Annotated in this window: 19 protein-coding genes and 1 riboswitch; of the genes, 7 read left to right on the forward strand and 12 right to left on the reverse strand. The window is 69.0% G+C overall.

Annotated elements, in window-relative coordinates; genetic code table 11:
- The first annotated feature begins 99 nt into the window (after window positions 1-99).
- Complete coding sequence (locus ACQZ13_RS04080; RefSeq protein WP_431049953.1) at window positions 100-462, forward strand: DUF2917 domain-containing protein; 363 nt, start codon at window positions 100-102, stop codon at window positions 460-462.
- On the opposite strand, the gene ACQZ13_RS04085 is transcribed toward ACQZ13_RS04080, so the two are convergent.
- Window positions 407-964 carry a TfoX/Sxy family protein gene (locus tag ACQZ13_RS04085; RefSeq protein WP_431049954.1) on the reverse strand — a complete coding sequence of 186 codons (558 nt, stop codon included), beginning with the start codon at window positions 962-964 and terminating at the stop codon, window positions 407-409. The genes ACQZ13_RS04080 and ACQZ13_RS04085 overlap by 56 nt on opposite strands.
- A gap of 100 nt (window positions 965-1,064) precedes the next feature.
- On the opposite strand from ACQZ13_RS04085, the gene ACQZ13_RS04090 reads away from it, so the two are divergent.
- Both ACQZ13_RS04090 and pepQ read left to right on the forward strand, forming a co-directional pair.
- A complete protein-coding gene (locus ACQZ13_RS04090; protein ID WP_431049955.1) occupies window positions 1,065-1,658 on the forward strand; it encodes a 5-formyltetrahydrofolate cyclo-ligase in 594 nt (197 codons plus the stop codon).
- Window positions 1,659-1,700: 42 nt separating this feature from the next.
- On the forward strand, window positions 1,701-3,044 hold the full coding sequence (gene pepQ / locus ACQZ13_RS04095; protein WP_431049956.1) for a Xaa-Pro dipeptidase: 1,344 nt from the start codon (window positions 1,701-1,703) through the stop codon (window positions 3,042-3,044).
- A 10-nt stretch (window positions 3,045-3,054) separates the two neighbouring features.
- Here pepQ and ACQZ13_RS04100 read toward each other — a convergent pair whose 3' ends face one another.
- The 4 genes from ACQZ13_RS04100 to ahcY form a co-directional block, all read right to left on the reverse strand.
- Window positions 3,055-3,696: an OmpW/AlkL family protein gene (locus ACQZ13_RS04100; RefSeq protein ID WP_431049957.1), complete on the reverse strand. Its 642-nt coding sequence runs from the start codon at window positions 3,694-3,696 to the stop codon at window positions 3,055-3,057.
- Window positions 3,697-3,825: 129 nt separating this feature from the next.
- Window positions 3,826-4,674: a methylenetetrahydrofolate reductase [NAD(P)H] gene (metF, locus tag ACQZ13_RS04105; RefSeq protein WP_431049958.1), complete on the reverse strand. Its 849-nt coding sequence runs from the start codon at window positions 4,672-4,674 to the stop codon at window positions 3,826-3,828.
- The gene (locus ACQZ13_RS04110) at window positions 4,671-5,402 is read right to left on the reverse strand and encodes a TlyA family RNA methyltransferase (protein WP_431049959.1); all 732 of its coding nucleotides are present in this window, start codon (window positions 5,400-5,402) and stop codon (window positions 4,671-4,673) included. The genes metF and ACQZ13_RS04110 overlap by 4 nt, the downstream gene beginning before the upstream one ends.
- A 22-nt stretch (window positions 5,403-5,424) precedes the next feature.
- Window positions 5,425-6,873 (reverse strand): adenosylhomocysteinase, encoded by a 1,449-nt coding sequence (gene ahcY / locus ACQZ13_RS04115; RefSeq protein ID WP_431049960.1) that lies wholly within the window; start codon window positions 6,871-6,873, stop codon window positions 5,425-5,427.
- A gap of 115 nt (window positions 6,874-6,988) precedes the next feature.
- A riboswitch (S-adenosyl-L-homocysteine riboswitch) is annotated at window positions 6,989-7,087 on the reverse strand.
- 72 nt (window positions 7,088-7,159) lie between these two features.
- Between ahcY and ACQZ13_RS04120 the strand changes: the two genes are divergently transcribed.
- Window positions 7,160-7,951, forward strand: coding sequence for an HAD-IIB family hydrolase (locus ACQZ13_RS04120; protein ID WP_431049961.1), 792 nt, complete (start codon window positions 7,160-7,162; stop codon window positions 7,949-7,951).
- Here the strand turns inward: ACQZ13_RS04120 and ACQZ13_RS04125 are convergent.
- From ACQZ13_RS04125 to ACQZ13_RS04140, 4 genes are all read right to left on the reverse strand, one after another.
- A complete protein-coding gene (locus tag ACQZ13_RS04125; protein ID WP_431049962.1) occupies window positions 7,879-8,355 on the reverse strand; it encodes a hypothetical protein in 477 nt (158 codons plus the stop codon). The genes ACQZ13_RS04120 and ACQZ13_RS04125 overlap by 73 nt on opposite strands.
- A gap of 222 nt (window positions 8,356-8,577) precedes the next feature.
- The gene (locus ACQZ13_RS04130; RefSeq protein ID WP_431049963.1) at window positions 8,578-8,787 is read right to left on the reverse strand and encodes an oxidoreductase-like domain-containing protein; all 210 of its coding nucleotides are present in this window, start codon (window positions 8,785-8,787) and stop codon (window positions 8,578-8,580) included.
- Window positions 8,788-8,863: 76 nt separating this feature from the next.
- Window positions 8,864-9,121 (reverse strand): translation initiation factor IF-1, encoded by a 258-nt coding sequence (infA, locus tag ACQZ13_RS04135; RefSeq protein WP_067278543.1) that lies wholly within the window; start codon window positions 9,119-9,121, stop codon window positions 8,864-8,866.
- 85 nt (window positions 9,122-9,206) lie between these two features.
- Window positions 9,207-9,422: a hypothetical protein gene (locus ACQZ13_RS04140; protein WP_421037371.1), complete on the reverse strand. Its 216-nt coding sequence runs from the start codon at window positions 9,420-9,422 to the stop codon at window positions 9,207-9,209.
- A 519-nt stretch (window positions 9,423-9,941) separates the two neighbouring features.
- Between ACQZ13_RS04140 and ACQZ13_RS04145 the strand changes: the two genes are divergently transcribed.
- Both ACQZ13_RS04145 and ACQZ13_RS04150 read left to right on the forward strand, forming a co-directional pair.
- Entirely contained in the window at window positions 9,942-10,781 is an 840-nt protein-coding gene (locus ACQZ13_RS04145; RefSeq protein ID WP_431049964.1) for an oxidoreductase, read from the forward strand.
- 96 nt (window positions 10,782-10,877) lie between these two features.
- Window positions 10,878-11,564: a hypothetical protein gene (locus ACQZ13_RS04150; protein ID WP_431049965.1), complete on the forward strand. Its 687-nt coding sequence runs from the start codon at window positions 10,878-10,880 to the stop codon at window positions 11,562-11,564.
- Window positions 11,565-11,608: 44 nt separating this feature from the next.
- Here the strand turns inward: ACQZ13_RS04150 and ACQZ13_RS04155 are convergent, their stop codons facing one another.
- Both ACQZ13_RS04155 and ACQZ13_RS04160 read right to left on the reverse strand, forming a co-directional pair.
- The gene (locus tag ACQZ13_RS04155; protein ID WP_431049966.1) at window positions 11,609-12,541 is read right to left on the reverse strand and encodes an AraC family transcriptional regulator N-terminal domain-containing protein; all 933 of its coding nucleotides are present in this window, start codon (window positions 12,539-12,541) and stop codon (window positions 11,609-11,611) included.
- A 10-nt stretch (window positions 12,542-12,551) separates the two neighbouring features.
- On the reverse strand, window positions 12,552-13,493 hold the full coding sequence (locus ACQZ13_RS04160) for an AraC family transcriptional regulator N-terminal domain-containing protein (protein ID WP_431049967.1): 942 nt from the start codon (window positions 13,491-13,493) through the stop codon (window positions 12,552-12,554).
- A 189-nt stretch (window positions 13,494-13,682) separates the two neighbouring features.
- On the opposite strand from ACQZ13_RS04160, the gene ACQZ13_RS04165 reads away from it, so the two are divergent.
- The gene (locus ACQZ13_RS04165) at window positions 13,683-14,711 is read left to right on the forward strand and encodes an aldo/keto reductase (RefSeq protein WP_431049968.1); all 1,029 of its coding nucleotides are present in this window, start codon (window positions 13,683-13,685) and stop codon (window positions 14,709-14,711) included.
- A gap of 26 nt (window positions 14,712-14,737) precedes the next feature.
- Here ACQZ13_RS04165 and ACQZ13_RS04170 read toward each other — a convergent pair whose 3' ends face one another.
- Complete coding sequence (locus ACQZ13_RS04170; RefSeq protein ID WP_431049969.1) at window positions 14,738-15,838, reverse strand: DNA glycosylase AlkZ-like family protein; 1,101 nt, start codon at window positions 15,836-15,838, stop codon at window positions 14,738-14,740.
- Window positions 15,839-15,876 lie beyond the last annotated feature (38 nt).

Consider the following 15,876-nt stretch of genomic DNA (forward strand, 5'->3'; position numbering starts at 1 on the left):
AGACTCATTGGACCGGCATGCGGGTCAACCCTACTATCTGTCCATGTCCACGAGGAACGCCGCCGGTGCGCGGACCGCCCGATGGACCGGGAGTCGATCATGAACGTCATGCAAAAGTCATCAATCCAGGTCAGCCGCGACGACGCCGCGTGGACCTTGTCACAGGGCGAGGCCATGAGCCTGCCGATCGGCCCGGGCCGACGTGAACTGCATGTGCTCGACGGTCGCGTCTGGGTGACGCAACGCGGCGACCTGAACCTGCCCGCGCAGGACTTCTGGCTGTCGGCCGGTGAAACGCTGGAAGTCGCCAGCGGCACCGAACTCGTCGTCGAAGCCTGGCCGACCGCCCGCTTCCAGCTGATGGTGCCGCCGCAGGCCTGCGCCAACCAGCTGGCGCGCCGCGTCGTCAGCCGCCTGCCTTCTTTCGGGCAGCTGTTCGGCCAGCGCCTGGCGAACGCCTGACCGCCGGGGACTTCGTCGTGACGCCCTTCAGCGCCCTGGCCGGTTTCTCCTTCGTGTCGGTCCTCGGCTCGGCGCTGGTGCCGGCGCTCTTCTTCGGCGTCCTGGCCTTCGGCTTCGCATTGGCGGAGCGCAAGGCCGACTCCATCGCCAGCCGCCCCCAGGGCAGCATGAGCGCAGGCGATTCCAGCGTCTCCTCCGGCGGCCGGAAGTAGTTCAGGCTGGCGACGTCCTGTCGCCCGTCCTTGCCGGTCTTCGAATACCGGAACGGCTCGCAGCCGGCGTCCACGTAGCGGGACTGGCTGACGGCGTCCGCCTTCAGGTAGAGCTCGTCGCGGCTGATGATGGCCAGGAACAGGCCGTCCACGTACAGCCCGAAGCCGCCGAACATCCGCCGCGCCAGCACCGGCCCGAGCGGGGCGAGCAACTCCATGCAGTGATTCGCGAAGTCCGCGCCCGCGCCGGTGACGCGGCGGACGGTTCCCGTGGTGGTCGTGCGTGCCATGGCGTGGACTCTAGATCAGCGCTGGCGCCCTGTCCGCGAGGCGGCCACAATGGCCCGCACCAGGACCCGTCGGGTCCGCAAGGGAAGGCGAATGGGCTGGATGGATCCGAACGACAAGCTGCCGATCTCCGAAGACCGCCAGGCGCTGCGCGAGCGCCTCATCCGTGAGCGCCTGGACCTGCCGGGCCGCCTGGAACTCGCCGACGTCGTCCAGAGCGTGCTGCGCGTCTGGCTGGTCGGCCGCAAGGAAAAGCGCATCGCCGCCTACTGGCCCATCAAGGGCGAATTCGATCCGCTGCCGGCGCTGTACCGCTGGAGCGAGGTCGACGGCGACCGTCGCATCGGCCTGCCCGTCGTCGATCGCGAGGAAGGCCGGCTGCGATTCCACGTCTGGTATCCCGGCTGTCCGATGGAAGAGGACGCCACCGGCATCACCAAGCCCAAGGACACCGAGGCCTTCGATCCGGAGCTGCTGCTGCTGCCCTGCCTCGGCTACGGACCGGGCGGCATCCGCATGGGCTACGGCGGCGGCTTCATGCTGCGCACGATCGCGCAGATCCAGCCCAGGCCGGTGGTCGTCGGCGTCGGTTTCAGCCACGGTTTCCAACCGACGCTGACCGCCCAGCCGAACGACGTGCGGCTCGATGCGATGCTGACCGAGATGGGCGTGGTCTGGGAGAATTCCCGCGCATGAGTACCGCCTCGAATTCCGCCCTGAGCCCCGCCTGAGCCTGCCATGAGCGCCATTGATCCCCACGCCCCGAACACCTTGAGCGCCCTCTACGCCGCCCACCTCGCGGAGCAGCAGCGCCGCACCGAACACGCGCTGCATCGCGGCGGATTCGACGCCCTGCTGATCGCGTCGGGGATCGAGAAGTTCGCCTTCCTCGACGATCGTCCCTACGTCTTCCAGCCGAACCCGCACTTCAAGCTGTGGGTGCCGCTGATCCGTCATCCGGACAGCTGGCTGGTGATCCGTCCCGGGCACAAGCCGCGACTGGTCTACGTGCAGCCCGAGGACTACTGGCACGTGCCGCCCGAGGCGCCGAGCGGCTTCTGGGTGGATCACTTCGAGTTGATCGTCGTTCGCAAGCCGGAGGAGGCGCTGCCCTACCTGCAGGTGCCGGGCACGCTGGCGATCGTCGGCGAAGCGGATGCGGCGCTGGGCGACATCGTCCCGAACAACCCGCCCGAGGTGCTGAACCCGCTGCACTACGCACGGGCCGCGAAGACCGGCTACGAACTGCTGCGCCTGCGTGAAGCATCGGCGCTGGGCGCGAAGGCGCACCTCGCGTCGCAGCGTGCTTTCCGCGAAGGACTGTCCGAAGCGGCCATCCACAACGCCTACCTCGACGCCTGCGGCTTTGCCGAGCGTGATCTGCCCTACGGCAACATCGTCGCGCTCAACGAACACGCGGCGGTGCTGCATTACCAGTACCAGGACCAGCGCGCGCCGGCGCAGTCGCTGTCGCTGTTGGTGGACGCAGGCGCGCACAGCTGCGGCTATGCGTCCGACATCACGCGCACGACCGGCAACGGCGACGCCACCTTCCAGGCGCTGATCGATGCGATGGAAGCCGCGCAGCTGCGACTGGTCGACCGCGTGCGCGCCGGTGTCGACTACCGCGACATCCACCTGGCCTCGCACCGCGAGACCGCCGGCGTGCTGCGCCAGCTCGGCATCGTGAAGATGGACGAGGAGGCGATGCTTGCGCAGGGCGTGACCGCCATCTTCCTGCCGCACGGCATCGGCCACCTGCTGGGCCTGCAGGTCCACGACATCGGCGGCTTCATGGCCGGCGAAGACGGCGGCACGATCGCCAAGCCGGACGGACATCCGTACCTGCGCCTGACGCGCGTGCTGCAGCCCGGCATGGTCGTGACCATCGAGCCGGGGCTGTACTTCATCCCGATGCTGCTGGACAAGCTGCGCGCGACGCCCGCGGCCGCGAACGTGGACTGGGCGCTGGTGAAGCACCTGAGCGCCTTCGGCGGCGTCCGCATCGAGGACGACGTCGCCTGCCGCGCGGAAGGCGCGCCGGAGAACCTCACGCGGGATGCGTTCGCGGCGTTGAGCTGATCTGGGCTGATCAGAACCGGTAGCCGACGCCCACACCCACCAGCACCGGATCGATCTTGAACTTGCCGAGGTTCACGCCCTTGGAGCGGACCTCGGTGTCCATCTGAAGCTTCTTCACGTCGACGTTGATCGACCACCGCTTGTCGAGCATCACGTCGAAGCCGGCCTGCGCCGCCAGGCCGATGCTGTTCTTCTTGATGGTGGGCGCCAGCGACGTCTGCACGGCGGGGTCGAAGCGGACGTCGGAGAAGCTCGTGTAGTTCAGGCCCGCACCGACGTAGGGGCGGAAGCTGCCTTCCGGGTTGAAGTGGTACTGCAACGTGAGCGTCGGCGGCAGGTGCTTCACCGAGCCGATCTGCTGGCCCTTGCTGTAGAGCTTGTGACGCTGCGGCACCGTCAGGACCAGTTCGGTGGCCCAGTTCGGCGCCATGAAATAGCTGAAGTCGACCTCGGGGATGGTCTTGCGGCTCAGCGACAGGCCCAGGCCGGTCTTGTCCTTCTCCGCCGGGTCGATGTTCACCGCGCGGGCGCGGAACACCCAGGGGCTGCTTTGCGCGTGGGCCGCCGGCGCCATCGCGGTGGCCAAGGCGGCGAGCGCGACGCCGGCGACGATCGCGGCACGGAAAGAGGCGAGGGTGGGGGTACGGGACATGCGGTCACTCCTGATCAATGGGATGACCGGGATTGAACGCGGACTGCGCCGTGAAAACCTTGACCGTTCACAAGGAACGGTGGCGAACCGGAGCGGTTCCCTGCGACAGCGCGAAGCGTTTGCGCCTTATCAAGCTTTCGCGGCGAGGCCGAGGCGTTCACACAACGCCAGCGTGAGCGCGCTCTGGTTGAGCGAATAGAAATGCAGCGCCGGCACACCGCCGGCGATCAGGCGTTCGCACAGCCGGGTGACGACATCCAGTCCGAACGCGCGCACCGAGGCGGCGTCGTCCATGTAGCCTTCCATCTTCAGCGCGACCCAGCGCGGGATCTCGATGCCGTCGCGCTGCGCGAACTGCGCGATCCGCGAGAAGTTGTTGATCGGCATGATGCCCGGCACGATGGGCACGTCCACGCCGATCGCCCGCGTGGCGTCGACGAAATGGAAGTAGGCGTCGGGGTTGTAGAAGAACTGCGTGATCGCGCCGCTGGCGCCGGCCCGCACCTTGTCGGCGAAGAACTGCAGGTCGCGCGCCGCGTAGCGCTGCTGCGGGTGGTACTCGGGATAGGCGGCGACCTCGATGTCCCAGTCCGCGCCCTGCGTCTCGCGGATGAAACGCACCAGCTCGGCCGCGTAGCGGAACTCGCCCGCCGTCGCCGTGCCGCTGGGCAGGTCGCCGCGCAGCGCGACGACGCGCCGGATGTTCTGGTCGCGGTAGGTCGCCAGGATCTCGGCGATGTTCTCGCGCGTCGAGCCGACGCAGGACAGATGCGGCGCCGCATCGAAGCCCTGCGCGGCGATGTCGGCGACGGTCGACAGCGTCTTCTCGCGCGTCGATCCGCCGGCGCCGTAGGTGACGCTGAAGTACTGCGGGTTCACCGCGCGCAGCTCCTGCACGACGGTCTTCAGCTTCTCCGTGCCGACGGGCGTGTTGGGCGGGAAGAATTCGATGCTGACAGGCGTCTTGGGCGTCGTCATGGTTTCTGGACCCAGATGAAGAATTCGGTGTTGCCGTCGCCGCCGGTGACCGGGCTTTCGAACCAGCCCTTGACGACGAGGTCGCGCTTCTCGGCGGCCGCCAGGGCCTGCTCCTTGAGCACGACGTACTGCGACTTGTCCTTGACGATGCCGTTCTTGTTCAGGGCCTTGGGGCCCAGCTCGTACTGCGGCTTGATCAGCAGCAGCGCCTGGCCCTCCGGCTTGAGCCAGCCGACCACGTGCTTGAGCGTGCCGATCATCGAGATGAAGCTCAGGTCGCCCACGACCAGGTCGAAGGGCTCGGCCGGGACGTAGTCCTTCACGTGCATGCCTTCATGGGCGGTCACGCGCGGGTCGGCCTTCAAGGTCTCGTGCAGCTGGCTGTGGCCGACATCGATGCCGGTCACATGCGTGGCGCCCGCCTTGAGCAGCACGTCGGTGAAACCGCCCGCGCTCTGGCCCATGTCCAGCGCCGTGAGGCCCGCGACCGACACGCCGACCTTGGCCAGCGCGCCTTCAAGCTTGAGCCCGCCGCGCGAGACGTAACGCAGCTCGGCGTCGTCCGTCACGCGCAGGGGGGTGGTCTCGGTGAGGTCCTCGCCGCACTTGCGCACGACGGTCCAGCCCTTGGGACCTTCCCACTCGACCGCGCGCGCGTCGATCAGCCGCTGGGCGGCCGAGCGCGTGGGCGCCAGGCCAAGGGAGAGAAGCAGCTGGTCAGCACGCATGGTCGGGTCTCGGGTCGGTCAATCAATAACGGTAGGTATCGGGCTTGTAGGGGCCCGACTTCGACACGCCGATGTAGGCGGCCTGCTCGTCCGTCAACTCGCTCAGCTGCGCGTTCAGCGTCTTCAGCTGCAGGCGGGCGACGTGCTCGTCCAGGTGCTTGGGCAGCACGTAGACCTGGCCGACGGCGTAGGCGTCCTTGTGCGCGAACAGCTCGATCTGGGCGATCGTCTGGTTGGCGAAGCTGGACGACATCACGTAGCTCGGGTGGCCCGTGCCGCAGCCCAGGTTCACCAGGCGGCCCTTGGCCAGCAGGATGATGCGCTTGCCCGGCTTGCCATCAATACCGGGGAAGATCACGTGATCGACCTGCGGCTTGATCTCTTCCCACTCGTACTTCTCGATCGACGCGATGTCGATCTCGTTGTCGAAGTGGCCGATGTTGCAGACGATGGCGTTGTGCTTCATCGCGGCCATGTGCTCATGGCGGATCACGCCCTTGTTGCCGGTCGTGGTGACGAAGATGTCGGCCTTGTCGGCGGCGTATTCCATCGTCACGACGCGGAAGCCTTCCATCGCGGCCTGCAGCGCGCAGATCGGGTCGATCTCGGTGACCCAGACCTGGGCCGACAGCGCGCGCATCGCCTGCGCCGAGCCCTTGCCCACGTCGCCGTAGCCGGCGATCACGGCGATCTTGCCGGCGATCATCACGTCGGTGGCGCGCTTGATGCCGTCCACCAGCGACTCGCGGCAGCCGTACAGGTTGTCGAACTTGCTCTTGGTGACCGAGTCGTTGACGTTGATCGCGCGGAACAGCAGCGTGCCCTTGGCCGACATTTCCTTCAGGCGGTGCACCCCCGTGGTCGTCTCTTCCGTGACGCCGATGATCTCGGCGCTCTTGCGGGTGTACCAGGTGCCGTCCTCGGCGATCTTCTTCTTGATCGCGGCGAACAGGATGCGCTCTTCCTCGCTGCCCGGATTGGCCAGCACGGAGAGATCCTTCTCGGCCTTCTGGCCCAGGTGCATCAGCAGCGTCGCGTCGCCGCCGTCGTCCAGGATCATGTTCGGGCCTTCGCCCGGCGTGCCCTTGGCGCCGAAGTCGAAGATGCGGTGCGTGTAGTCCCAGTAGTCTTCCAGCGTCTCGCCCTTGTAGGCGAAGACGGGGGTGCCGACGGCGACCAGCGCGGCGGCGGCGTGGTCCTGCGTCGAGAAGATGTTGCACGAGGCCCAGCGGACTTCCGCGCCCAGCGCCTGCAGCGTCTCGACCAGCACGGCGGTCTGGATCGTCATGTGCAGCGAGCCGGTGATGCGCGCGCCCTTGAGCGGCTGCGCGGCGGCGTATTCCTCGCGGATGGCCATCAGCGCGGGCATCTCGCTCTCGGCGATCTTGATCTCCTTGCGGCCCCAGTCGGCCAGCGACAGGTCTTTGATCAGGTACTGGTCTTGGGCCAGCGGCTTCAGTTGGGCGTTCATGCGGACTCCTGCGAGGAAGGGCCGTCGACGCCAGCGATCAGGGGATTGGGGAGGCGTTTGGAGGGCAAGTGCTGGGGCATCTGCCGCTCGGTCCTCACCCGGCCTGCGAAGGGTCGACGGGTGAGCGCGGTTGCCATTGCCGCGGACGTGTCGCCGCGCGGCGGTTCCGAGCCTGGCCTCGATGGGATGGGAGGTCGCAACGCTCCTCGGAACAGGGCTGGATTGTAGTCATGTTCTGTGCGGCGGTTGGATGACGGCATCGTGGTCGGGGCCACAATCGCCCCCCATGCGAACGATCCCCCCGCTCAGCGACTGCCCCCGCGCGGCCTGGCGCCCCCTGCGCGGGGTGCTGACGGACATCGACGACACCCTGACGGCGGAAGGCGCCATCGCGCCGGCGGCGCTGGACGCGCTGCACCGGCTGCATGCCGCCGGCGTGCCCGTCATCGCGATCACCGGGCGTCCCGCCGGCTGGAGCGAGCCCTTCGCGACGGCCTGGCCCGTGCGGGGGATCGTGGCGGAGAACGGAGGGGTGCTTCTCCATCGGGAGGGGGACGGCCTGTCGACCGAATTCGCCCAGGACGATGCCACGCGACTGGAGAATTTCGCCAGACTGCAGGCGTGCGCGCGGGAGATCGTCGCGACGGTGCCCGGCGCCGTGCTCGCGCGCGACAGCGCTGGCAGGCTGACCGACATCGCCGTCGACCACAGCGAATTCACGATGCTGGACGACGAGGCGATCGCCGCCGTCTGCGACCGGATGCGCGCGCACGGGCTGGTGGCGACGGTCAGCTCCATCCACGTCAACGGCTGGATCGGCGACCACAGCAAGTGGACGGCCGCGTCGTGGGCGGTGAAGCGGCTGACGGGCCTGGACTTCGATCCCGCCGAGTGGGTGTACGTCGGCGATTCGACGAACGATCAACTGATGTTCGAACGGATGCCGTTGACCGTGGGCGTGGCCAACATCGCGCGTTTCCTGCCGATGCTGGATCACCCGCCCGCTTACGTGACCGCGACCGAACGCGGTGACGGCTTCGCGGAAGTGGCGCGGGCGCTGCTGGCGGCGCGCGGGTAGGCCGGTTCGTCGACGACCGGACGATGCGGGCGCGGCTGGCGTCCTTCGACCGGATCCCAGGCATGCCGGCCGACCAGCGCCGAGATGCCCGGCCAGTCGTGGCCGCGCGGCAACACACGCGCCAGCGCGGCATGGCTGACCCGGCCGCCGACGGCGACCAGGCGTTCCGCCACCTCGATCCGCCGACGGCGCAACCGCGGCAGCAGCCAGCGGTTGGTCGGACGTTCGCGCAGCACGCTGGGATGCGGCATGCAGCGGTGTTCCGCCATCAGCAGGTGCCGCAGCAGGATCTCGAGTCCGAACGGGTCCAGGCTGCGCCAATCGGTGCTCAACCGCGCCAGCGCGAAGCGCAGGTTGGCTTGCGCGTCGGAATGCGCGACATGGAAGCGGGACGGGCCGGTCATGAACATCGAGACCTCCGGAAGGCGGGAGCACCGCACCGCTGCGGCAAGCGCGGCGCCTGTCCTTGATGTCGGCCTTCGGAAGCGGGTTCTGAACCGGGGGATGTCCCCGAAAACGTCACGAAACGAAAACACCCCCGGAGTCGGGAAGGGGGCGGAACGGGGCGTTTCCCCAAAAGGAAAGGGCCGCGCGAGGCGGCCCTTCGGGTGGGGTTCGGAGAATCGTCAGCCGGCGTCCGGATGGCGTGTCTTCCAGGCGCGCAGGGCCTGTCGGTACGCATCCATCGCCAGATCGTGCAGGTCGAAGATGCACGGATCGCAGCCGTTGCCGCAGCACGCATCGATGTCCGGCTGCGGCGGCGGCACGGGCATCGGATCGTCTCCCGCCTCGAACGAGGCCGGGACGGCGGCGGAATCGGACTGGACGTCGGTCATGGCAGACGTCAAGGCGTTGGTCTGGGCTGGCGATGCTCCCGCGCGGTCGGCTGGAGGCCTCCCGCGGCAAGGCGCGTCAGCGACGGACCGGCGGCGGGCCCGAGTGGTTCGAACGCTGCAGGTGACGGAAGGTGATCCGGCCCTTGGTCAGGTCGTAGGGCGACATTTCCAGGGAGACGGCGTCGCCGGCCAGGATGCGGATGTGATGCTTGCGCATCTTGCCGCCCGTGTAGGCGATGACCTGATGGCCGTTTTCCAGCGTCACGCGGAAGCGCGAGTCCGGCAGGATTTCGTTGACGACACCCTGCATTTCAATCAGTTCTTCCTTGGCCATACGGCTTGCTCCATGCTTGAAGATGAAAACGGCGCCAGCCGCGGTCTGCCGCAGGCCTTCGCCTTGGATATCAACGGCGCGCGGCTCAGTGGCTGCGCGCCCAGGCGGTGCCTTCGGTCTCCGCATAGCGCAACGCGGCGCGGCGGGTCTCGAAGGTCGGCACGAATCGCATGACACGATCAATGCTGGCCATGCCGCGTCCCGACTGGATCGAGACGGCCGCGGCGAAGCCGCCGTCGGCATGGGGTTTGGTCATCGGTGAGACAAGGAATCGCCCCACCTCAATGCGTTTGTTCTGCATCATTATTTTGAGGTGTGCGCCTTGACAGGCAATCGCAATAAGCAACCGTCTTGGCGCGGTGTGGGAAGGTGTGCCATCTCCATTCGATGATACGAACAGATGGGGCACGGAAAGTGGCACCAGTTGCCGATTAGCCGAATGGCGAACAGACAGGCCGAAGCCAGAAACGCTCAAGCGCACGAACCGGGGGGTGATGCTGGTGCGAGCCGCTCGCAGAAGTGTCCTTGGGAGGGACCGGAGGGGCTGCAGAAGAAGACCTGAAGAGGGTGGTCTTGTGCGAGTCAAGCGGCGATTGTAGCCCAAGCGCGAGATTCGCGCATCTCCCTGGATCACCCCGGGGTGCGGGGAAGCGGAGGGGGCCCGGTGCGCACGCCTTCGGCGGATCGTGCAAGCGGTGTGCCGGAACCGGCACGTGCGATCGCCGCCCCGTTCCTAGGATTCATCCGTCCCCCACACCGGCCCCGGCATCCCGCCGCCGGCCGGCCCTGAATCCTCTGAACCCCTGAAGGACGGAACTCCATGAGCAAGATCTGGTTCATCACCGGCGCCAACCGCGGCTTCGGTCTCGAGATTGCCAGGGCGGCGCTGGCCGCCGGCGACCGCGTCGTCGCCACCGGCCGCAAGGTCGACGCGCTGAAGGCGGCGTATGCCGACCACGGCGAGAACGTGTTGTGCCTCCCGCTGGACGTCAGCCGCGAAGCCGAGGCCGCCCACGCGGTCGAACAGGCGGTGGCGCGCTTCGGCCGCATCGACGTGCTGGTCAACAACGCCGGCTACGGGCAGCTCGGGCTGTTCGAGGAAATCAGCGCCGCCGACATCGAGCGTCAGTTCGCCACGAACGTCTTCGGCCTGATGCACGTCACCCGCGCGGTGCTGCCGGTGATGCGCCGCCAGCGAGACGGGCACGTCATGAACATCGCCTCGGTCGGCGGCTTCCGCGGCTTCGACGGCGCGACGGTGTACTGCGCGACGAAGTTCGCCGTCGACGGCTTCACCGCGTCGCTGGCGCCCGAGCTCGCTGGTTTCAACATCCGCGTGACGGTCGTCGAGCCGGGATTCTTCCGCACCGACTTCCTGGATGCCAGCTCGGTCCGTTATGGCACGGCGTCGATCGCGGACTACGCGACGCTGCCCACACCGCCGCTGTCCACCTACGAGGCCTACAACCACCAGCAGCCGGGCGATCCGGCGAAGCTGGGACGCGCCTTCGTCGAACTGGCCGCGATGCCGAAGCCGCCGCTTCACTTCGTGGCGGGCTCGGATGCGCTGGGCATGGCGCGCGAGACCTTCGGACTGCGCGCGGCGGAGATCGAGGCGCACGCCGCCTTGTCCGCATCGCTGGACCGCGACGACGTCTGATCCGCGACCCCACCGGCGGTCACCGGGCGCGGCTACCATCCCGCCCCGGGACACGTCGGCCGGGGAGGGCGCGATGCAGGTACGCGGCACGCCGTCATGACGGTGGCGCATTGGGAGCCGGCGGGCCGGGGCCGCCGCAGGATCGCGGGGACGGCGGCGCTGCTCGTGCAGGGGACCGCCGTCGTGCTGCTCTGGCTCGGGTACGGCAAGGCGTTCCTGGATGTCGGCACGAGGCCGCGTTCGATCGAGATCGCCCTGGTGACCGCGCTTCCGAAAGAGATCGAAGATCGATCGATCGTCGTGGACCCGCCGGCGCCTTGGACGCCGTTTCAACGCCGCGATTACAGGCCCGCGCCAATCTTCGTCGCGCCGCCCGAGGTGACCATCACCGCCGCGCCGCCGTCGACCTCCCTCCAGACGGTCGCGGCGCCTGCGCAGCCGGCCTCGGGCGCTTCGGCGCCGCTCGGCAACGGTCGCACGACGCTCAACCTCGCGCTACCGAAGCCCGTCCCCGCGAGCGACGCGCGCGTGCGCATGGCCGACCAGATCCGCAACGACGACCGCTCGCACAGCGCGCCGCGCACCGTGGAGTCCGCGATCGCCGATGCCGCCGGCACCCTGCCCATCGTGACCGCCGTCTCGACGAGCGGCTCCGGCTCCAAGGTGATACGTCAGGGGAGCAAGTGCACGCGGGTCTACGAGAACCGCGTCGCCGCGCTCAACCCCACGGACGACCGTCTCAAGGACGCGCCGGCGATGGTGGGGAACTGCTTCAGCAAATGACGGAAGTCGCGCCGCTGATGGCCCCTTGATCGGGCCGCCGCGGCTCAGGCGGTGAACCGCGCCGCCGGCGTGTCGCGTCGCTTGGCCGCATCCCGCGACGGTGGCGCGCCGTAGAGGCGGCTGTACTCGCGGCTGAACTGCGACGGGCTCTCGTAGCCGACCGCGTGGCCGGCGCGCGCGACTTCCAGGCCTTCGGCGATCAGCAGCCGGCGCGCCTCCTGCAAGCGCAGCTGCTTCTGATACTGCAGCGGACTCATCGCCGTCAGCGCGCGGAAATGGTGGTGCAGCGACGACGCGCTCATGTGCGCCTCCTTCGCCAGCGATTCGATGCGCAGCGGCTGCGCGTAGTGGGCTTTCAACCAGCGGATCGCGCGGTGCACGCGCTGCGTCTGGCTGTCGGCGCGCGCCACCTGCGCCAGGCGCTCGCCCTGCTCGCTGCGCAGCACGCGGTAGACGAGCTCGCGCATCGCCATCGGGGCCAGCGCCGCATGGTCCTGCGGGTGGTCGAGCAGCCGCAGCAACCGGCCGGCCGCGTCCAGCATGTCGGGCGTCACCGCGCTGACGAAGACGCCTCGACCGGTGTCCTCGCCGCCCGTCGCCGGCGCGACGGCCTTCGGCACGCCGCTGCGCGCGACCAGCTCGGCCACCTCCTCCGGATCGAAATCGAAACGCAGGCAGAGGTAGGGCCGCTCCGGCGTCGCGTCGATGACGCGGGCGCTGATGGGCAGGTCGGTCGTGAAGACCATGAAGCGGGCCGCGTCGTAGACGTAGCGCTCCTCGCCGAGCATGACCTCCTTGGCCCCCTGCAGGATCAGGCACAACGCGGCCGGTTGCACGGCATGCGCGAACTCCCCGCCCGGCGCGCTGAAGCGGATGGCCCACAACCGGGGGAAGGCGGTTTCCCAGAGGCCATCGCCCGGCGCGTGCCGCGCCAGCAGCGTGGCGAGCGAGGCGGTCTCGGTCGACAGCGGATTCATGCGCGCGTTCTCATCCCGCGCGCAGCAGCTGCTCGATGTCCGCGCGGGGCGGCGTGCCGAAGAGGCGGCGGTATTCGCGGCTGAACTGCGAGGCGCTCTCGTAGCCGACCTGATGCGCCGCGGCCGCCGCATCCAGCCCTTCGCCCAGCATCAGCCGGCGCGCGTGCTGCAGCCGCAGCTGCTTCTGGTACTGCATCGGCGACATGCTCGTCAACTGCTTGAAGCGCTGGTGCAGCGTGGAGGCGCTCATGTGCGCGACCGCGGCCAGCTCGTCGATGCTGATGGCTTCGCTGAAGCGGCGGTTCAGCTCGTCGATGGCGCGCGACAGGCGGCGCGTCGCGCTGTCCTGCTGTGCCAGCGCGCGCAGCCGCGGACCCAGCGGCCCCGTCAGCACGCGATAGAAGATCTCCCGCTGCAGCAGCGGCGCCATCACGCGCTGGTCCGAGGGGTTGTCCAGGAGCTGCATCAGCCGCAGCGCCGCGCTCAGCAGCGACTCCGACACCGGCGCCACGTTCATGCCCGACTGCGCCGACGGCGAGGCGTCGGTGCTGGCCGGGCCGACCTCCAGCATCAGCTCCGCCAGCGTCGCGGTCGAGCAGTCGATGCGCACGCACAGGTAGGGCTTGTCAGGCGTGGCTTCGATGACGCCACCCTTGGGCAGCATCGGCATGGACACCAGCAGGAAGTGCAGCGGGTCGTAGTACAGCGTCTCGGTGCCGAGCTCCACCTTCTTGCGCCCCTGCAGCACGATGGCCAGGCCGGGCTCGTAGAACGCGGGCGCGGTCTTGGGCATGCTGCAGCTGGCCTTGATCAGGTGCAGGCAGGGCATGGCGGTCGGGCGGGAGCCTTCGCCGTCGATGTGCCGGAGCGTCAGATCCACCATCTGCGCGCGCAGGGCCTGCAGCGCGTCGGGGAAGCCGTCGGCGAGGGGAATCGGTGTGGGTGCGACCATGCATCGGATTGTGCAAGTCCGTCGCGCGCGCCGCCAGCGCCCGCGAGCGCGGCGGACCGGGTTCCGGAGGATCGGGCAAGGATGGGCGAGCATTGCGCTGGTTCCGCAGGGGGGCGGATTCCTAAGCTCTCGGTCATCGCGGCGGCCGTCCGGTCGTCGCGCTTTCACCGCTTTCGAAGGAGTGCCGCCATGACCATCATGTCCAGGGAACCGCTCAACAACCTGCCCCAACTGCCGCGCCGTCGGCTGGGCGCGCACGGCCCGGAGGTCTCCGCGCTCGGGCTCGGCTGCATGGGGATGTCCGATTTCTACGGTCCCGCCGACGAGGCCACGTCGATGGCCGTCCTGCACCGGGCGCTGGACCTCGGAATGAACTTCCTCGACACGTCCGATATCTACGGCAACGGCGCCAACGAGAAGCTGCTGTCGGGGTTGCTCGCCAACCGCCGCCGCGAGGTGGTGCTGGCGACCAAGTTCGGCATCGTCCGCAATGCCGACGGGCTCTCGGCCGGCGTCGACGGCCGGCCGCTGCACGTGCACGCGTCCTGCGACGCGAGCCTGCGCCGCCTCGGCGTCAACCACATCGACCTGTACTACCTGCACCGCGTCGACAGGTCGGTGCCGATCGAGGAGACCGTCGGCGCGATGGCCGCGCTGGTGCGCGCCGGCAAGGTGCGGCACATCGGCCTGTCCGAGGCGTCGGCCGAGACGATCCGCCGCGCCCACCAGGTGCATCCGATCGCGGCGGTGCAGTCCGAGTACTCGCTGTGGACCCGCGACGTCGAGGCCGAGGTGCTGCCGACCTGCCGCGAGCTCGGCATCGCGCTCGTGCCGTACAGCCCGCTGGGGCGCGGCTTCCTGACCGGTGCGATCCGCAGCGCCGATCAGCTGGCCGCCAACGACTGGCGGCGCGTCAATCCGCGCTTCCAGGACGGTCACCTCGCGCAGAACCTCGCGCTGGCCGATGCGATCGTCGCGCTGGCCCGCGACCACGGCCTGACGCCGGCGCAGCTCGCGCTGGCCTGGCTGCTGGACCGCGGTCCGGATGTCGTGCCGATCCCGGGCACCCGCTCGATCGCGCGGCTGGAGGAGAACGCGATGGCCGCCCGCCTGCGGCTCAACGACGTGCTGCGCGAGGACCTGCGCGACCTGCTCGACGAGTTCCCGGTCGCCGGGGAACGCTACCCCGAGGTGTCGATGGCGCTGGTGAACGCCTGATCAGTCTGATCGCCGTCAGTCCGCAGTCATTCCTCGAGTCCGAGGAACACGGCCATTCCGTAGTACGCCTCGTCGAGCGCGGCGCGGAAGGCCGCGTCGCGCGGCCGCTTGTCGATGAAGCCGAGGTCCGGGACCAGCGTCCCGCCCTCGACCTTCAGGTTGGCCCAGCCGATCATCCGGTCGCCCCAGAGCATGGGCAGCGCGTAGTGGCCCATCGTCCGCTTCACGGCGGGCGTGTAGGCCTCGAAGCGGTAGGCCCAGCCCCACAGGCGTTCGAAGCGGCGGCGATCCCACACCAGCGGATCGAAGGGGGCAAGGAAGCGCAGCCGTTCCGGCTCGACCCTGTGGGCGCGCGATGCGGGGTTCTCGTCGGCGGGCCAGTACCAGACCTCGCCGTCGACCTTGGCATGGCCCCAGCGGGTCTTGGCCTCCTTGAGCACGTTGCGCGCCTCGACCTGCAGATGCGGCGCGCCGTAGCCGCTCAGCAGCGAGGTCAGATAACCCAGGCTCGCCGACGGCAGCGGGGCGTAGAGCGCGACGATCATGTCCAGCAGCGCGCCGGCGCGTGCGTGGCGGGCCTCGGGGCTGTCGTCGTCGAGCGCGTGGGCGATGGCCTCGTAGACGCGAGTGCCGGAGTCGCGCCGCGCCACGCGCAGCAGGCCGCGGTAGTGCATGCCGTCGAGCAGCTGCGTGCTCGCATTGAGCTCGCCGCCCCAGTAGCCCTCGACGCGCCCGTGGCTGAAGGCCTGCTGCACGTGCTGCGGATGGGTGCGGCCGCGTGAGCGGACGAAGTCGAGCACCTCGGCGGCGCGCGCGTTCATCGCCTCGTCCCAGGGGCGCTTGGCGGTGCGCGGGTGCAGCAGCGCCAGCGCCTCGCGCGGCAGGAAGCCGTAGTTGACGAGGGCGTCCTCCTCGACCGCGAGCTTCGTGTATCGCGCTTCGAGCTGGCCGGCGCGGTAGTCCTTCACCCGATGCATCAGGATCAGGTCCTGCGCCCGCGCCGGGGCGCGGATCGGGTCGGCCTGCACGAAGCCCAGGCGCTGGATCGCCCGCAGCAGCGTCGTCGGCTTGAAGAAGGTGCGGGCGATGGCGTGACGCCGCAGCGCGTCATGGTCGATCACGGGCATTCGGGAGCGGTGGTCGTCGAAAACCGTGACGGTACCCC

Source organism: Roseateles sp. L2-2, assembly GCF_050613215.1.
Lineage (GTDB): Bacteria > Pseudomonadota > Gammaproteobacteria > Burkholderiales > Burkholderiaceae_C > Roseateles > Roseateles noduli.